Here is a 16,133-nt window from a genome sequence, read left to right as displayed (position 1 = left end):
GACGGCCGAGGGAGCGCCCCCTACTGCTTCTTGATCAGGCTCCACTTGGTGATCACGGCTTCGCTCATCTGGCCGGGATCGCTGGCGCAGGCGACTTCGTCCACCTTCACGGAGATCTCCTTGCCGACGAAGGATTTCAGCTGCGCGGCCTGCGCGTCGCTGGAGGTGACGAGCTGGAAGGTCTCGGGGCCGGTTTCGAGATTGCACAGCCCGTTCGGCGGCGGCAGGCGGCGCGGTTCCGACGTGATCTGGTAGGTCGCGACGCGCTTGCCGTTCTTGGCGTCGCGCACCTTCATCGCGTTGAGCTCGCCGGAGAGCACGTCGCCATTGTTGATCGGCTTGCCGGGCTTGGACGGCGGCGGCGCCTCGTCGCCCTGCTGCGCGGAGATGGCCGGGGTCACCAGCATCAGCATCGTCGCGACCAAAGCGAAGCGTGTGGCGAAAAGTTTCGTCATGTCGTCCGTTCCGTGAAGTCTGGATGGGGATTCTTGTTTTGACGCGTTTTCTTCACGCGAACCGGTATCCACTTCGCTCGAAAACGCTCTAGAACAGGGTGCGCTGCCGCATCGCAGCCGATAGCGTACCTTCGTCGAGATAATCAAGCTCGCCGCCGACCGGAACTCCATGGGCGAGCCGCGTCACCTTCACGTTGGCGTCCTGAAGCAGGTCGGTGATGTAATGCGCCGTGGTCTGGCCGTCCACCGTCGCATTCAGCGCCAGGATGATTTCGTGCACGTCCGGTGCGTGCGCACGCGCCACCAGTGCGTCGATGGTGAGGTCCTGCGGGCCGACGCCGTCGAGCGGCGATAATGTGGCGCCGAGCACATGATAACGCCCTTGGGTCGCATTGGCCCGCTCCAGCGCCCAGAGGTCGGCGACGTCGGCGACGACGACGATGATCGCACCATCGCGCTTCGGATCGGTGCAGACGGTGCAGGGATTTTGCGTGTCGATGTTGCCGCAGGTCTTGCAGACCTGGACCTTGTCCAGCGCGACCTGCAGGGCGCTCGACAACGGCATCATCAGCGCTTCGCGCTTCTTGATCAGGTGCAGCGCCGCCCGCCGCGCCGAGCGCGGACCAAGGCCCGGCAGCCGCGCCAGCAGCTGGACCAGCCGCTCGATCTCAGGACCTGCAACAGCGCCCATCTTATTGGCCGAACAGCCCCGGCGGCAGGCCGAGCCCGCCGGTGAGGGCCTGCATCTTCTCCTGCATGGCGGTCTCGGCCTTGCGGCGCGCATCACCGAAGGCGGTGACGAGCAGGTCTTCCAGCACCTCGCGCTCCTCGGCCTTCATCAGCGAATGATCGATCTTGACGCCCTTGACGTCCATCTTCGCGGTCATGCGCACGGCGACGAGGCCGCCGCCGGAGATGCCCTCGACCTCGACGTTGGCGAGCTGCTCCTGCATCTCCTGCATCTTGGATTGCAGCTGCGCCGCCTGCTTCATCATGCCGAGAAAATCAGCCATCGGTGCGTGTCCTTGAATGAGGCTCAGAGATCGTCGTCGCCGTCGGAACCGTCGGGCGGATCGTCGCTGCCATAGTCTGCGTTAATATTGGTTTCCGGCGTCTCGGGGGCAAGCCTGCGGACTTCGACGACCTTGGCGCCGGGAAATCGCGACAGCACCTCCTGCACGCGTGGATCGGCTTCCGCGGTACGGGCATGCTCCTGCTTGGCCGCCTGGTTCACCGAGCGCAGCGTCGGCTGTCCCTGCTCGTTGGAGACGATCACGGTCCAGCGGCGGCCGGTCCACAGCTCGAACTTCTTCGCCAGCTCCGAGATCATGGTCTTGGAGGCGTTGGGTTCGAGCGCGACTTCGAGCCGGCCCTCCTCGAAACGGACGAGACGCATGTCGCCTTCGAGCGCGCCTTTGGTCAGGAGGTCGCGCTTCTGCCCGGCCAGCGCAACGAGCTGGGTGAAGCTCGTGATTCGCAGCTGGGGTGCCGCCCCTTGCGGATCCGGGGCAGGCGCCGCCATCTGCGGTCGGGCGCCGCCGGCAAACGCAGTCGGAGACGATGTCGGCATCCGCACAAGTGCGGCGGACATCGGCGCAGCGGACGCGACCGGCGCGCCGCTGCGCGCGCTACTTCCGCCGCTCACGACCGCCGAGCCGCCGCCGTTCTGCTCAAGCATCTTGATCGCTTCGTCGGGCGTCGGCAGGTCGGCGACATAGGCGATGCGCACCAGAACCATTTCCGCCGCGGCCGCGGGGCGCGTTGCGGCCTGCACCTCGGTGATGCCCTTGAGCAGCATCTGCCACATCCGCGACAGCACGCGCATCGAGATCTTCGCGGCGAACTCCTTGGCGCGCACCCGCTCTGTCTCGCCATAGGCGACGTTGTCTGCAGTCGCCGGAATGATCTTCACCCGGGTGACGAAATTGACGAACTCGGCGAGGTCCGAGAGCACGACGATCGGGTCGGCGCCGACATCGTACTGGCCACGGAACTCCTTGAAGGCAGCTGCGATGTCGCCGCGCGCCAGCGACTCGAACAGGTCGATGACGCGGGTGCGGTCGGCGAGGCCCAGCATCTGCCTGACGGCATCGGCCTTCACCTGGCCCGCCGCATGCGCGATCGCCTGATCGAGCAGCGACAGCGAATCGCGCACCGAGCCCTCCGCGGCGCGCGCGATGATGCCGAGCGCCTCCGGCTCGATCTCGACGTTCTCCTTGGCCGCAATGCTGGCGAGGTGCTTCATCAGCACGTCGGCCTCGACGCGGCGCAGGTCGAAGCGCTGGCAGCGCGACAGCACGGTGACCGGAACCTTGCGGATCTCGGTGGTCGCGAACACGAACTTGGCGTGCTCGGGCGGCTCCTCCAGCGTCTTCAGGAAGGCGTTGAACGCCGCTGTCGACAGCATGTGGACTTCGTCGATGATGTAGACCTTGTAGCGGGCGCTGGCGGGGGCATAGCGGACGCTGTCATTGATCTGGCGGACGTCGTCGACGCCGGTATGCGATGCCGCGTCCATCTCCAGCACGTCCATGTGCCGGCTTTCCATGATGGCCTGACAATGAACCCCTAATGTCGGCATGTGGATGGTCGGGCCCTTCACCGATCCATCCGGCATCTCGTAGTTGAGCGCACGCGCCAGAATGCGCGCCGTGGTGGTCTTGCCGACACCGCGGACGCCGGTGAGGATCCACGCCTGCGGAATGCGCCCGGTCTCGAACGCATTGGAGACGGTGCGGACCACGGCCTCCTGGCCGATCAGGTCATCGAAACTGGAGGGACGGTATTTGCGCGCCAGCACCCGGTAGGGCGCGTTGCCGGCCGGGCCGGCGCTGTCGGGATTGGGAGGGGCGCCAGCGTCGGTCATCGGTCGATCCGCAATGAAATGTCTCTTGGCCGGCTTTTGCGGAAAGGAGCGCGCTGGCGGCTGGTGCCGCCGGCGCTGGTTCGCTCGGAAAAACAGGTAGGAGACTGACGAGCGACCCGATCCGGACCTCGTTAGGGCTGCTTCCTTCCGGACCTGACCCGGTTGGCGAGTGGCTCGTCCACCGCCAATCTCCCGGTCCCTATTTGGGGCCAAAGGGAGCGGAAAGCAAGCGGGTATCGGCCCGAACGGCTCGGGTTTGCCCAGCATCCGGGCAATTTCCGGTTTGCCCAGCCGACAGGCTGTGCTTTCGCCGCGCCGACCACCTTGCTAAGAACGCCTGCCGGAACTTCCAATCAACCAGAAAAGCGATTGATCCCAATGGTTACACGTCGTGATGTTGCATCGATTGTCGGACTCGGTGCGGTGACCGCGGCTGCGCTGGCCGTCCCGGCCGTGGCCCAGACTGCCGATCCAAGCGAATCGACCTTCGCCCGCATCCGCCGGACCAAGAAGATGCGGATCGGCGCCGTCGGCGGCGGCGCGCCCTATTACATGAAGGATCTGTCCAGCGGCCAGTGGAAGGGCTTCTACATCGACATCGCCAAGGGCCTCGCCGACGACATGGAGGCCGAGCTCGAGATCACCGAGACCACCTGGGGCAATTCGGTGCTCGACCTGCAGGCCAACAAGATCGACATCTTCTTCGGCCTCAACCCGACCCCGAAGCGCGCGCTGGTGGTCGATTTCTCCGTACCGGTCTTCAACAACGCCTTCGCCATCCTCTGCAAGAAGGATTTCAAGCCGAAGAGCTGGGCCGAATTGAACTCGCCCGACATCAAGATCGCGGTCGACCAGGGCTCCTCGCATGACCAGGTCGTCAGCCGCCTGACGCCGAAGGCGCAGATCACGCGGCTGAAGACCGCCGACGATGCCACCGCCGCGCTGCAGACCGGCCGCGTCGACGCGCAGTGCCTGATCACCATGCTGTCGCTGACCGTGCTGAAGAAGAACCCCTCGCTCGGCCAGCTCCTGCTGCCGACGCCGATCTTCGCCACCACCTCGAATGCCGGCTTCCGCCGCGAGGCCGACAAAACGTGGCGCGATTACGTCAACACCTGGATCGACTTCAACAAGGGTTTCGGCTTCATTCGCAACGCGATCATCACGAATATGGAGCTGGTGGGCGTGACGGAAGCGGACATTCCGCCGGGCGTGTCGCTGTAGGCTTCCACCGTCATTCCGGGGCGATGCGCAGCATCGAACTATGGTGCGCAATTGCGCACCTGAGAATCTCGAGGTTCCGGGTTCGATGCTTCGCATCGCCCCGGAACGACGGTGCAAAATGGCACGCACGACCGAGTTAAGCACGCATGTATCAGTGGGACTTCGGCATCCTCTGGAGCTATCGCTGGCTCTTTCTCAACGGGCTCGGCGTCACCGTCGGCTTCACCGTGGTCATCGTCCTGTGCGGGCTGCTGTTCGGTCTGCTCGGGGCCTTCGGCAGCCTGTCGCGCTTCAGGACGCTGCGGCTGACTGCGCTCGCCTTCATCGAGGCGTTTCGCTGCACGCCGATCCTGGTGCAGCTGATCTGGTTCTATTACGCGCTGCCGATCCTCGCCGGTGTCGAGATGACCCCGATCACGGCCTCGGCGCTGGCGCTCTCGCTCTACGGCGGCTCGTTCTATTCGGAGATCATCCGCGGCGGCATCGTCTCGATCGACCGCGGCCAGTCGGAGGCCGGGGCCGCGCTCGGCATGACACCGGGCCAGACCATGCGCCGCATCGTGCTGCCGCAGGCGATCAAGCGCATGATCCCGGCGCTGATGAACCAGTCCATCATCCAGTTCAAGAACACCTCGCTGGTCTCGGTGCTGGCCGTGCCTGATCTGGTCTATCAGAGCCAGGTCGCCGCCCATGACAGCTACCGGCCGCTCGAGACCTACACCGCGGTCGCGCTCGCCTATGCGGCCATCCTGATTCCGCTCACCATCATCGTCCGCCGCGGCGAGAAGCAACTGGCGGTGAGCGAATGAGCGAGACGCCGAAAATCGAGATCCGGGCCTTACGCAAGAGCTTCGGCAGCAACGAGGTCCTCAAGAACATCAATCTCGACGTCACCAAGGGCGGCGTGGTCGCGCTGATCGGCCCGTCGGGCTCCGGCAAGTCGACCCTGCTCCGCTGCATCAATCTCCTGGTCGTTCCCGACGGCGGCAGTGTCCGCGTCGGTGACACCCGCTTTGCGTTCGGCGAGGACGCCAAGCTGCCCGATGTCAAGACGCTGGCGAGATTCCGGGCCACCACCGGCATGGTGTTCCAGCACTTCAACCTGTTCCCGCACATGACGACGCTGCAGAACGTGATGGAGGGACCGGTCACGGTGCGGCGCATGGCCAAGGCCGACGCGGAGACACTCGCGCGGGCACAACTCGCCAAGGTGGGCCTTGCGGAGAAGGCCGACCAATATCCGGCGACGCTGTCCGGCGGGCAGAAGCAGCGCGTCGCGATCGCGCGGGCGCTCGCGATGGAGCCTGATGTCATGCTGTTCGACGAGGCCACCTCCGCGCTCGACCCTGAATTGGTCGGTGAGGTGCTGAACGTCATTCAGCAGCTGGCGTCCGAGGGCATGACCATGGTGATCGTGACCCACGAGATTGCGTTCGCCCGCGAGGTCGCCGACCGCCTCGTCTTCATGCGCGACGGTGTCGTCGTCGAGGAAGGCCCGGCGCGGCAGGTGATCGACACCCCGCAGCAGGCCGCGACGCGCGCGTTCCTCAGCCATTTCCACCGCACCGGCGCGCTGCCGCCGGCAAATGCAGTATCGTGATGTCCGAAATCAATCGCGTCTATCTCGTCACCGGTGCCGCCAGCGGCATCGGCCGCGCCACTGCAAAGCTACTTGCGGCGCCGGGCATCGGGCTCGTGCTGCATACCCGATCGAACGAGGACGGACTTAAGGCCGCCAAAGAGGATGCCGAAGCACGTGGTGCGGCCGTTGCAACATGCCTCGGCGATCTCGCCAATGAAGTCGCCCTGACCCTGGCATGCGCGACGGCGCATCTCGATTTCGGTCGGCTAGACGGATTGATCCTGATTGGAGGCCACGCCCGTCGCGGCAGCGCGATCGGCACGCCGGCCGATCAATTTATGCAGGCGATGGACGAATCCGCTCTCGCCTTCACGCGTTTCGTGAAGCTTGCGCTTCCGCAACTCCGTGCTGGGCGCGATGCGCGGATCGTCGCCGTGTCTTCCTTCGTCGCGCACGCGATCCGGCCGGAATTCGCGCCGTTCGCCGCAACGGCCGCGAGCCGTTCCGCGCTTGAAGCCTTGGTGCGCCTCACCGCGATGGAGCTCGCGAGCGACGGCATCACCGTCAATGCGGTGGCGCCGGGCCTCATCGTCAAGGACAGACCGAGCGAGAGCCGGCTGTCACCTGAGCAGATCGCCGCAACCGAGGCGCTGATCCCGATGCGCCGCCGCGGGCGGCCGGAGGAAGTCGCCGAGATCATCGCCTTCCTGGCATCCCCGAAGGCGTCCTACGTCACCGGCCAGGTCTGGCACGTCAATGGAGGCCTGACATGAGCGAAGCGACCGTGGAACGTCTCAGGCTGTTCCTGATCGAAAGCCCGATCAAGATGGCGCGCCTGCAAGGCGTCGGCAACGTCAAGGGCACCGTGAAGCGCGTGCTGATCGAGCTGACCTCGAGCGACGGCGTGGTCGGCTGGGGCGAGGCGGCGCCGTGGGAAGTCTTTACGGGAACGCCTGAAGCGGCGTTCTCGGCGCTCGACATTTACATGCGCCCCATCGTGCTCGGAAAGCCGGTGCGCCGCATCCGCGCGCTGATGGCCGCGCTCGACCGCGCGCTGGTCGGACATGCCGAGGCCAAGGTCGCAATCGAGATGGCGTTGCTCGACATCGTCGGCAAATCGTCGGGGCTCTCGGTTGCCGACCTGCTCGGCGGCCGCGTGCGTGACACCGTCCCCCTCTCCTTCTCGATCGCCGATCCGGATTTCGCTGCCGATCTCGAGCGCATGCGGAAAATGGTTCCGGACGGCAACATCATCTACAAGGTCAAGACCGGCGTGAAGCCGCATCGCGAGGACCTCGATCATCTCGCGGCGATCCGGAAGGAATTCGGCGACAAGGTCGACCTGCGCGTCGACTACAACCAGGCGCTCGCGCCGTTCGGCGCCATCAAGATCCTGCGCGATGTCGAAGAGTTCGCGCCGACCTTCATCGAGCAGCCGGTGCCGCGCAAATATCTCGACGCGATGGCGCAGCTGACCGCAGCGCTGGAAACGCCCGTGCTGGCCGACGAGAGCTGCTTCGACCGCCGCGACATGATGGAGGTGGTGCGGCGCGAAGCAGCCGACGCCGTCTCGATCAAGCTGATGAAGGCCGGCGGCCTGTTCGAGGCGCAGGCGATCATGGCGATCGCGGACACGGCCGGCCTTCCCGGCTACGGCGGCACGCTGTGGGAGGGCGGCATCGGGCTCGCCGCCGGCACGCAGCTGATCGCGGCCACACCGGGCATCTCGCTGGGCTGCGAATTCTACATGCCGCATCATGTGCTGACCGAGGACGTGCTGGAAGAGCGCGTTGCGAACCGCACCGGCCATGTCGTGGTGCCCGACGGCCCGGGCCTCGGCATCCGCGTCAGCGAAGCCTCGGTCCGCGCCAACGCAAGGGTACTGGCGGAGGCGTAAAGCAGCCGCCAACATCGCCACAAACGCGGTCGTCGTCCCGGGCAAGCGTCAGCGCAGACAGGGGACGACGAGCGTGTATGCAGTTGCCATCCTTCCCCTATCGGAATCGGTATCGTATGGTCGGGTGGAACAAGCCCGTTCCCCATCGGGCCATCCGGAAACACCTATGCCCGAACCCGCCTGGTCGCTGCACTCCCGCTTGAAAGAGGACACCATCGATATCGGCGATCTGCCGCTGTCGAAGGTGCTGGTCATCAAGGACGCGCATTATCCCTGGCTGCTGCTGGTGCCGCGGCGGGTGGATGCGATCGAGATCATCGATCTCGACGAGGTGCAGCAGGCGCAGCTGATGACGGAGATCTCCCGCGTCTCGCGCGCGCTGAAGGAGATCACCAAGTGCGACAAGCTCAACATCGCCGCGCTCGGCAACCTCGTGCCGCAGCTGCACGTCCACATCATCGCGCGCCGCACCAGTGACGCGGCCTGGCCGCGGCCGGTGTGGGGCGTGATGCCGCCGCTGGCGCATGACGCCGCGGAGGTTCAGAATTTCATCAGCGCGCTTCGCCGCAAGATCTGGTTGGGTTGAAAGAACAATAATGTCAGCATTCGACGCATTTCCGCTGGGGCAGCCGGCCTTCGTCACCAACGTCCTCGATCGCGCCGCGCATCTGCGCCGCGATGACGAAAAGCTGTTCGCGCTGGAGCAGAAGCCCACCTCGCGCGCCTATGTGGTCTATCGCGACTCGCTGCTGGTGAAGCGCGAGGGCGACAAGGTGCGCGCGCTGCTCGGCATCGACGAGGCGCTGAAATGCGGCGCCAATCCCGGCACGGTGTTCCTCGGGCTCCGGGACGGCGCGGCCGTGTTCGGCATGGGCCTGTCGCAGGCGGCCGCGGAGAAGCTGGTCGGCGGCGGCGACTACACCGTCACCGAGCTGCGTGGCATGGCGATGCAGGGCGCGATCCCGCCCGAGGAGCTCTCGGCCGTGGCGATGGCGAAGTCGATGGTGGGCTGGCATCAGCGCCACGGCTATTGCGCCAATTGCGGCGCACGCACCAGCATGAAGGAGGGCGGCTGGAAGCGCGACTGCCCGGCCTGCAAGGCCGAGCATTTTCCGCGCACCGACCCGGTCGTGATCATGCTGGTCGCCTCCGGCGACAAGTGCCTGCTCGGACGCCAGAAGCATTTTCCGGCCGGGATGTATTCGTGCCTCGCCGGCTTCGTCGAGGCCGCCGAGACCATCGAGGACGCGGTGCGCCGAGAAATCTTTGAAGAGTCCGGGATCCGCTGCACCGACGTGCAATATTACATGACACAGCCCTGGCCCTATCCGTCGTCGCTCATGATCGGCTGCAGCGCGCGGGCGTTGAACGAGGACGTCGTGGTCGACCACTCCGAGCTCGAGGACGCGCGCTGGTTCACGCGCGAGGAGGCCGCAAAGATGCTGACGCGAACGCATCCCGACGGGCTCGCCGGCCCGCATCCCTTCGCCATCGCCCATCATCTGCTCGGCCGTTGGGTACACTACAAAAATAGCGCCTGAGCCGAGGCCGACGATGGCCGGGATCGCGCCGCGCATCCTCTGCATCGGCATGCCGGTGCGCGACCTCATCCTGCGCGTCGAGGCCCTGCCCGAACGCGGCAACAAGGCGAACGCCAGCCATCTCGCCGAGATCTGCGGCGGCAACGCGCTCAATGCCGCGATCGCCATCGCTCGGCTCGGCGGCCGCGTCGCCTTCGCAGGGCCGATGGGCGATGCGCGGGAGACGTCGAGCGCTTTCATTCTCGCGCAGATGGCGCAGGAGGGCATCGATAGCACGCACATCGTGCGCATGCCTGGCCTGAGCACGCCGGTCTCGGCGATCATGATCGAGCCCTCCGGCGAGCGGACGCTCACGATCTATCGCGATCCCGCGCTGTGGACCGTGAAGCTGCCCGAGGCCGACGCGTTGCTCGCCGATCGTCAGGCGGTGCTCGTCGAAAGCCGGAGCGCCGTGTTCGCAACCTCGCTTTGCGCCGAGGCTCGCCGGCGCGGCATTCCCGTCATCGTCGGCGTCGACCGCGCGATGGCGCTGCAGGACGGCCTGCTCACGGCCGCCTCGCATCTGCTGTTCGCCAGCTCGCAGCTGCAGGAGACGACTGGCATCGCTGACGACGGCGCGGCCTTGAAGCGCCTGGCGGAGCTGACCCCCGCCTTCCTCGCCGCCACCCGCGGCCCGCACGGCACGATCTGGCTGAACCAGGCGGGCGCGCTGGAAGAGGCGCCGGCGTTCGCGGTTCAGACGGTCGATACGCTCGGCGCCGGCGACGTCTTCCATGGCGCGTTCGCGCTCGGCCTCGCCGAGGGCAAGGGGTTGCGGGAAGCGATGCGATTCGCCGCGGCCGCCGCAGCGCTGAAATGCACCCGCCATGGCGGCGGCCTGGCCGCCCCGCAACGCCTTGAAGTTGAACAGTTTTTGCGCGAGCGCCGGTAGAGCGATTCCACTGTAACGCCGAGATTATGGGCTTGCCGTGGAAAGATTTTCTCTATATCAGGGAAATCTGCCCCTGAAATGGAACAAAGTTCTTCAAATGACTGATGTCGCCGTCCAGATCCCCGAGACCAGCCGCCGCCTCGACGCCATCGACCGCAAGATCCTGATGGTCCTCCAGGAAGACGCCTCCCTTTCCGTCGCCGAGATCGGCGACCGAGTCGGCCTGTCCTCGACCCCCTGCTGGAAGCGCATCCAGCGCCTCGAGGCCGACGGCGTGATCATCAAGCGCGTCGCCCTCGTCGACCAGAACAAGATCGGGCTCGGCATCTCCGTGTTCGTGTCGGTCGAGAGCTCCGACCATTCGGATGCCTGGCTGAAGCGGTTCGCGGAAGCCGTCAGCGCCATGCCCGAAGTGATGGAGTTCTATCGCATGGCCGGCGACGTCGACTACATGCTGCGCGTCGTGGTCGCGGACATGCAGGCCTATGACGTGTTCTACAAGAAGCTGATCAGCGCCGTGCCGCTGAAGAACGTCACCTCGCGCTTCGCGATGGAGAAGATCAAGTCGGTCACCGCGCTGCCGATCCCGGCAGTGGTGGCGGCTTAGGTTTCACCTCTCCCCGCTTGCGGGGAGAGGTCGGATTGCGAAGCAATCCGGGTGAGGGGGTACAGGTCCCACGGCGATCTCACGTGTGGAGAGAGGCCCCTCACCCCCACCCTCTCCCCGTAAGAACGGGGCGAGGGAGCGCACCGCCGTCGTGGCGGGCAGCCACCAATCAAATCTTCTGATTGTACTCGCCGACTTCGGGATGGGTGCGCAGCACGCTGTTCACCATCTCGAACATGTCGTGCATGCGCTGCTCGGAGACCGGGCTCTCGACCACCACGACGAGCTCGGGCTTGTTCGAGGAGGCACGCACCAGGCCCCAGCTGCCGTCTTCCACCGTGACGCGCACGCCATTGACGGTGACGAGATCGCGGATCGCCTGGCCGCCGATCTTGGCGCCCTCGGCCTGCAGGCCCTCGAAGTGCTTCACCACCTTGTCGATGATGCCGTATTTGACCTCGTCGGCGCAATGCGGCGACATGGTCGGCGACGACCAGGTTTTCGGCAGCGCGTTCTTCAAATCGGCCATCGACTTGCCCGGCGCGCGGTCGAGCATGTCGCAGATCGCGATCGCCGAGACCAGGCCGTCGTCATAGCCGCGGCCGAACGGCTTGTTGAAGAAGAAGTGGCCCGACTTCTCGAAGCCCGCCAGCGCGCCCATCTCGTTGGTGCGGCGCTTCATGTAGGAATGGCCTGTCTTCCAATAGGCGACCTTGGCGCCCTGTTTCTGCAGCACGGGGTCGGTGACGAACAGGCCGGTGGACTTCACGTCGACGACGAACTGTGCGTCCTTGTGGATCGCCGACATGTCGCGCGCCAGCATCACGCCGACCTTGTCGGCAAAGATCTCCTCGCCGGTGTTGTCGACGACGCCGCAGCGGTCGCCGTCACCGTCGAAGCCGAGGCCGACATCGGCCTGGTGATGCAGCACCGCATCGCGGATCGCGTGCAGCATCTCCATGTCTTCCGGATTCGGATTGTATTTCGGGAAGGTGTGGTCGAGCTCGGTGTCGAGCGGGATCACCTCGCAGCCGATCGCCTCCAGCACCTGCGGCGCAAAGGCGCCGGCAGTGCCGTTGCCGCAGGCCGCGACGACCTTGAGCCTGCGCGTCAGCTTCGGACGAGAGGTGAGATCGGCGATGTAGCGTGCTGGATAATTCTCGTGGAATTGGTAGGAGCCGCCGGCCTTGTTCTTGAACTCGGCGTTGAGCACGATCTCCTTCAGCCGCGTCATCTCGTCGGGGCCGAAGGTCAGCGGCCGATTGGCGCCCATCTTCACGCCGGTCCAGCCATTGTCGTTGTGCGAGGCCGTGACCATGGCGACGCAGGGCACGTCGAGATCGAACTGCGCGAAATAGGCCATCGGCGTCACCGCAAGGCCGATGTCGTGCACCTTGCATCCCGCAGCCATCAGACCGGAGATCAGGGCGTATTTGATCGAGGCCGAATAGCCGCGGAAATCGTGGCCGGTCACGATCTCCTGCCGGACGCCGAGCTCGGCGATGAGCGCACCCAGCCCCATGCCGAGCGCTTGCACACCCATCAGGTTGATTTCCTTCTGGAACAACCAGCGCGCGTCGTATTCGCGAAAGCCCGTAGGCTTCACCATCGGCTCGGATTCGAAGGCGTAGGTGTTGGGCAACAATACGGATTTCGGCTTCGGGAACATTGAGACGGTCTCATGAAAAGGGGGGCAGGATTTGCTGCAGCCTTAGCGAATGCCGGGCCGCAGCGAAAGGCGGGAATGAAGGCTTATGGCCGATAATTGCGGCAGTTTGGTAACGAAGAAACGTTACCGCGAGGGCGGCCAGAGCAAGGATATTATCTTCTTGAAGTGACGACCGCGCGCTCGCGCGGGGCGCCTCTACTGCTCCAGCACCATCTGCCCGTTCGCGTACTCAAAACGCTTCAGGCGGGACAGGAAGGAGAGGCCGAGCAGGTTCTCCGACAGCGCTTCGTCCGGCAGCACCATGGCATCGACGTCGCGCACGATGAGGCCGCCGACGTCGAGCATGGCAATGCGGGTGCGCGCGGCCTTGATGGTGCCGTTGGCCGTGGAGACGGTGGCGTTGTATTCGCTGCGCGAGGGACGGAGACCAAAGCGGGCGGCCGAGGTCTCGTTGAGCGCAACGACGGAGGCGCCGGTATCGATCATGAAGCCGATGCGCTGGCCGTCGATCCGGCCCTCAGTCTGGAAATGACCGCGGGCATCACGGGCAATGGCCAGGCTGCGGCCGCCGGCCGGGGCTGTGGCCGCGACTGCGACCGTCGTGCGCGGCACTGAGGTGGCGGAAGCCGAGCTCATCTTGTCCGCCATCTGCGCCATGAAGGTGCCGAGGCCGATCATGACGGCCGCGATGATCATAATGTTACGCATCACACCACTTCCGAGCCGAGAGCTCGATTTCATCACGCGACGAGGCCGACCGCGAGCGCAGGCACGCCCGGGCTCCTGTCATTTTGACGAAAAGGATGAGCGGAGGGTTAATGCCGGTCGTGAGTTCTCACGTCCCGCGCGGCTTCGCCCGCCTTGTCGGCACGGCGCTCGCGGGATCGTCGGGCCAGGGGTGACGCGGGTAGCGGCCGCGCAGGTCGGAGCGGACGGCGGCGTAGCTGCCGCGCCAGAAGCCGGGCAGGTCGCGGGTCACCTGCACCGGACGCTGGGCCGGCGACAGCAATTCCAGCACCAGCGGCACCTTGCCGGCCGCGATCGAGGGATGGGTGTTGAGACCGAACAATTCCTGCAGCCGCACCGCAATGGTCGGCCCCTGCTCGGCCTCGTAGTCGATCGCCAGCACGCTTCCGGTCGGCGCCTCGAAATGGGTCGGCGCCTCGCGATCGAGCCGCGCGCGCATCTGCCACGGCAATAGCGCCATCAGGGCATCGGAGAGATCGCCCGCGGAGATGTCCTTGAGCGCGATCTTGTCGTAGAGCGCCGGCACCAGCCAGTCGTCGCGCCGCGCGATCAGGCCATCATCCGACAGGTCGGGCCAGCTGTCGCCTTCGGCCTTGCGCAGGAACATCACGCGATCACGCCATTGCTTGGCGGCCTTCGACCAGGGCAGCCGGTCGAGGCCGGTCGCAATCAGTCCGTCGGCAAAGATGCGCGCGGTGTCCTCCGAGGGCGACACTGAAAGCGTCGCCTCGGACAGGGTGATCGCGTGCAGCACGCGCCTGCGCCGCGCCCGCAGCGCCATCGCGCTACGATCAAAGGAGATCTCGTCGGTAGTCTCGATATGCTCGGCGAAATGCCGCTCGATCTCGTCCTCGGTGATGTGCGCAGCGAGCAGGATGCGTCCGCTCGCCGCCGTCCCCGTCATCTCGCCGATCGCGATGTAGGGCGCGCGGGCGAGCGAGGAGGTCTGGTCGACAGACGCGCCGCGGCCGTTGGCCAGCACGAAGCTGCCATTGCCGCGATTGCGTGCGACGCGGTCCGGGAATGCATACGCAAGCATCAGGCCGCTCGAAAGCTCCTCCTGCTGCGCCACCTTCTCCGCAGCCGCGACCTGCGAGGCCCAGCGGCGCGCGAGATCGCGCGCGCTTGCCGCGCGCGGTGAGCGGTCGCGGCCGAATTGGTCGCGACGGTGCTCGAGATCGACGCTGTCGCCGCCAAGGCCGCGCTCGGTGATGATGGCCGCGATCTCGGCGGCGGCCTCGCCGCTGCCGGCGCGATGCGAATCCACGATCATGCGCGCCAGCCGCGGCGGCAGCGCCAGCGCGCGCAGGCTCTTGCCTTCGGCGGTGATGCGGCCATCGGCGTCGAGCGCATTGAGCTCAGTCAGCAGGCTCTTTGCTTCCTTCCAGGCCGGCTGCGGCGGCGAATCGAGGAACGACAAGGCGGCGGGATCGCTGACACCCCATTGCGCGAGATCGAGCACCAGCGAGGACAGGTCGGCGCTGAGGATTTCCGGCTGGGTGTACGGCGCGAGCGAGGTGGTCTGCGGCTCATCCCAGAGCCGGTAGCAGACGCCGGGCTCGGTGCGGCCGGCGCGGCCACGGCGCTGGTCCACCGCCGCGCGCGAGGCGCGCACGGTCTCGAGCCGGGTCAGGCCGATATCGGGTTCGTAGCGCGGCACGCGAGCAAGACCGCTATCGACGACGATGCGCACGCCCTCAATGGTGAGCGAGGTCTCCGCGATCGAGGTCGCCAGCACCACCTTGCGCGTGCCCCTGGGTGCCGGCGCGATGGCGCGATCCTGCACGGCGGCATCGAGCGCGCCGAACAGCGGCACGATCTCGACGGAGGCGTCCTGCACGCGCTCGGAGAGGAAATTCTGCGTGCGGCGAATTTCGGCGGCACCGGGCAGGAACGCCAGCACCGAGCCGCTGTCGGCACGCAGTGCGGACGCGATCGCATCCGCCATCTGGCGCTCGATCGGCGCGTCGGCCTTGCGGCCGAGATAGCGCGTCTCGACCGGAAAGGCACGGCCCTCGCTTTCGACGACGGGGGCATCGCCGAGCAGCCTTGCCACCCGCGCACCGTCGAGCGTCGCCGACATCACCAGGATGCGCAGGTCTTCGCGCAAGCCGGTTTGCGCATCACGCGCCAGCGCGAGGCCGAGATCGGCGTCGAGCGAGCGTTCGTGGAATTCGTCGAACAGGATGGCGGCAACGCCGGAGAGTTCAGGATCGTCGAGAATCTGGCGGGTGAAGATGCCCTCGGTCACCACCTCGATGCGCGTGGCGCGCGAGATCTTCGAGCCGAAGCGGACACGATAGCCGACGGTTTCGCCAGCGCGCTCGCCGAGCGATTTGGCCATGCGGTCGGCACTGGCGCGCGCGGCGATGCGGCGCGGCTCCAGCACGATGATCTTCTTGTCCTTGGCCCAGGGCGCATCGAGCAAGGCCAGCGGCACGCGCGTGGTCTTGCCGGCGCCGGGAGGGGCCACCAGCACGGCGGCGTTATGCGCCTCCAGCGTGCGCGACAAATCGTCGAGCACGGCGTCGATCGGGAGGGGCGTGTCGAAGCTGCGGGGCAAGGAAACATCCGGTCGTCATGCCCGGCCTTGTCCCGCCTGCGCGGCCGAAGC

Annotated in this window: 16 protein-coding genes and 1 other RNA gene; 9 read left to right on the top strand and 8 right to left on the bottom strand. The window is 66.1% G+C overall.

Features of this window, described 5'->3' with window-relative positions:
- Positions 1-20 precede the first annotated feature (20 nt).
- From N2604_RS04270 to ffs, 5 genes are all read right to left on the bottom strand, one after another.
- Positions 21-455 (bottom strand): hypothetical protein, encoded by a 435-nt coding sequence (locus tag N2604_RS04270; protein WP_197953125.1) that lies wholly within the window; start codon positions 453-455, stop codon positions 21-23.
- A gap of 88 nt (positions 456-543) precedes the next feature.
- A complete protein-coding gene (gene recR / locus N2604_RS04265) occupies positions 544-1,146 on the bottom strand; it encodes a recombination mediator RecR (protein ID WP_260373954.1) in 603 nt (200 codons plus the stop codon).
- Between the two features lies 1 nt (position 1,147).
- Positions 1,148-1,468, bottom strand: a complete 321-nt coding sequence (locus tag N2604_RS04260) for a YbaB/EbfC family nucleoid-associated protein (RefSeq protein ID WP_260373953.1) — start codon at positions 1,466-1,468, stop codon at positions 1,148-1,150.
- Between the two features lie 23 nt (positions 1,469-1,491).
- The gene (locus tag N2604_RS04255; protein ID WP_260373952.1) at positions 1,492-3,321 is read right to left on the bottom strand and encodes a DNA polymerase III subunit gamma/tau; all 1,830 of its coding nucleotides are present in this window, start codon (positions 3,319-3,321) and stop codon (positions 1,492-1,494) included.
- A 96-nt stretch (positions 3,322-3,417) separates the two neighbouring features.
- An RNA gene (ffs, locus tag N2604_RS04250) (signal recognition particle sRNA small type) lies at positions 3,418-3,514 on the bottom strand.
- A 185-nt stretch (positions 3,515-3,699) separates the two neighbouring features.
- Between ffs and N2604_RS04245 the strand changes: the two genes are divergently transcribed.
- The 9 genes from N2604_RS04245 to N2604_RS04205 all read left to right on the top strand — a co-directional run bounded on the left by N2604_RS04245 (position 3,700) and on the right by N2604_RS04205 (position 11,103).
- A complete protein-coding gene (locus N2604_RS04245; RefSeq protein ID WP_260373951.1) occupies positions 3,700-4,545 on the top strand; it encodes a transporter substrate-binding domain-containing protein in 846 nt (281 codons plus the stop codon).
- A gap of 146 nt (positions 4,546-4,691) precedes the next feature.
- Complete coding sequence (locus tag N2604_RS04240; RefSeq protein WP_260373950.1) at positions 4,692-5,354, top strand: amino acid ABC transporter permease; 663 nt, start codon at positions 4,692-4,694, stop codon at positions 5,352-5,354.
- Entirely contained in the window at positions 5,351-6,145 is a 795-nt protein-coding gene (locus tag N2604_RS04235) for an amino acid ABC transporter ATP-binding protein (RefSeq protein WP_260373949.1), read from the top strand. Before N2604_RS04240 ends, N2604_RS04235 begins: the two co-directional genes overlap by 4 nt.
- Positions 6,145-6,900 (top strand): SDR family NAD(P)-dependent oxidoreductase, encoded by a 756-nt coding sequence (locus N2604_RS04230; RefSeq protein WP_260373948.1) that lies wholly within the window; start codon positions 6,145-6,147, stop codon positions 6,898-6,900. Before N2604_RS04235 ends, N2604_RS04230 begins: the two co-directional genes overlap by 1 nt.
- Positions 6,897-8,024 (top strand): muconate cycloisomerase family protein, encoded by a 1,128-nt coding sequence (locus N2604_RS04225; protein WP_260373947.1) that lies wholly within the window; start codon positions 6,897-6,899, stop codon positions 8,022-8,024. Before N2604_RS04230 ends, N2604_RS04225 begins: the two co-directional genes overlap by 4 nt.
- 166 nt (positions 8,025-8,190) lie before the next feature.
- Positions 8,191-8,610, top strand: coding sequence for an HIT domain-containing protein (locus N2604_RS04220; RefSeq protein ID WP_183246139.1), 420 nt, complete (start codon positions 8,191-8,193; stop codon positions 8,608-8,610).
- A gap of 10 nt (positions 8,611-8,620) precedes the next feature.
- On the top strand, positions 8,621-9,565 hold the full coding sequence (nudC, locus tag N2604_RS04215) for an NAD(+) diphosphatase (protein WP_260373946.1): 945 nt from the start codon (positions 8,621-8,623) through the stop codon (positions 9,563-9,565).
- Between the two features lie 13 nt (positions 9,566-9,578).
- Positions 9,579-10,496 (top strand): sugar kinase, encoded by a 918-nt coding sequence (locus tag N2604_RS04210; RefSeq protein ID WP_260373945.1) that lies wholly within the window; start codon positions 9,579-9,581, stop codon positions 10,494-10,496.
- A gap of 97 nt (positions 10,497-10,593) precedes the next feature.
- Positions 10,594-11,103, top strand: a complete 510-nt coding sequence (locus N2604_RS04205; protein WP_025032510.1) for an Lrp/AsnC family transcriptional regulator — start codon at positions 10,594-10,596, stop codon at positions 11,101-11,103.
- A 169-nt stretch (positions 11,104-11,272) separates the two neighbouring features.
- On the opposite strand, the gene N2604_RS04200 is transcribed toward N2604_RS04205, so the two are convergent.
- The 3 genes from N2604_RS04200 to hrpB form a co-directional block, all read right to left on the bottom strand.
- Positions 11,273-12,772 (bottom strand): phosphomannomutase/phosphoglucomutase, encoded by a 1,500-nt coding sequence (locus N2604_RS04200; protein ID WP_260373944.1) that lies wholly within the window; start codon positions 12,770-12,772, stop codon positions 11,273-11,275.
- 195 nt (positions 12,773-12,967) lie between these two features.
- Positions 12,968-13,480 carry a TIGR02281 family clan AA aspartic protease gene (locus N2604_RS04195; RefSeq protein ID WP_260373943.1) on the bottom strand — a complete coding sequence of 171 codons (513 nt, stop codon included), beginning with the start codon at positions 13,478-13,480 and terminating at the stop codon, positions 12,968-12,970.
- A gap of 127 nt (positions 13,481-13,607) precedes the next feature.
- Positions 13,608-16,082 (bottom strand): ATP-dependent helicase HrpB, encoded by a 2,475-nt coding sequence (gene hrpB / locus N2604_RS04190; protein WP_260373942.1) that lies wholly within the window; start codon positions 16,080-16,082, stop codon positions 13,608-13,610.
- Positions 16,083-16,133: the final 51 nt, after the last annotated feature.

The sequence above is a fragment of the Bradyrhizobium sp. CB1015 genome (assembly GCF_025200925.1).
In the GTDB taxonomy this organism is placed as follows: Bacteria; Pseudomonadota; Alphaproteobacteria; order Rhizobiales; family Xanthobacteraceae; genus Bradyrhizobium.
The sequence above is the reverse complement of the archived record's forward strand: the minus strand, read 5'-3'. Positions and strand labels throughout refer to the sequence as shown.

Coding starts and splice junctions, on each gene's coding strand:
- N2604_RS04270 (WP_197953125.1), bottom strand. CDS start 455: ATGACGAAACTTTTCGCCACACGCTTCGCTTTGGTCGCGACGATGCTG.
- recR (WP_260373954.1), bottom strand. CDS start 1,146: ATGGGCGCTGTTGCAGGTCCTGAGATCGAGCGGCTGGTCCAGCTGCTG.
- N2604_RS04260 (WP_260373953.1), bottom strand. CDS start 1,468: ATGGCTGATTTTCTCGGCATGATGAAGCAGGCGGCGCAGCTGCAATCC.
- N2604_RS04255 (WP_260373952.1), bottom strand. CDS start 3,321: ATGACCGACGCTGGCGCCCCTCCCAATCCCGACAGCGCCGGCCCGGCC.
- N2604_RS04245 (WP_260373951.1), top strand. CDS start 3,700: ATGGTTACACGTCGTGATGTTGCATCGATTGTCGGACTCGGTGCGGTG.
- N2604_RS04240 (WP_260373950.1), top strand. CDS start 4,692: ATGTATCAGTGGGACTTCGGCATCCTCTGGAGCTATCGCTGGCTCTTT.
- N2604_RS04235 (WP_260373949.1), top strand. CDS start 5,351: ATGAGCGAGACGCCGAAAATCGAGATCCGGGCCTTACGCAAGAGCTTC.
- N2604_RS04230 (WP_260373948.1), top strand. CDS start 6,145: ATGTCCGAAATCAATCGCGTCTATCTCGTCACCGGTGCCGCCAGCGGC.
- N2604_RS04225 (WP_260373947.1), top strand. CDS start 6,897: ATGAGCGAAGCGACCGTGGAACGTCTCAGGCTGTTCCTGATCGAAAGC.
- N2604_RS04220 (WP_183246139.1), top strand. CDS start 8,191: ATGCCCGAACCCGCCTGGTCGCTGCACTCCCGCTTGAAAGAGGACACC.
- nudC (WP_260373946.1), top strand. CDS start 8,621: ATGTCAGCATTCGACGCATTTCCGCTGGGGCAGCCGGCCTTCGTCACC.
- N2604_RS04210 (WP_260373945.1), top strand. CDS start 9,579: ATGGCCGGGATCGCGCCGCGCATCCTCTGCATCGGCATGCCGGTGCGC.
- N2604_RS04205 (WP_025032510.1), top strand. CDS start 10,594: ATGACTGATGTCGCCGTCCAGATCCCCGAGACCAGCCGCCGCCTCGAC.
- N2604_RS04200 (WP_260373944.1), bottom strand. CDS start 12,772: ATGTTCCCGAAGCCGAAATCCGTATTGTTGCCCAACACCTACGCCTTC.
- N2604_RS04195 (WP_260373943.1), bottom strand. CDS start 13,480: ATGCGTAACATTATGATCATCGCGGCCGTCATGATCGGCCTCGGCACC.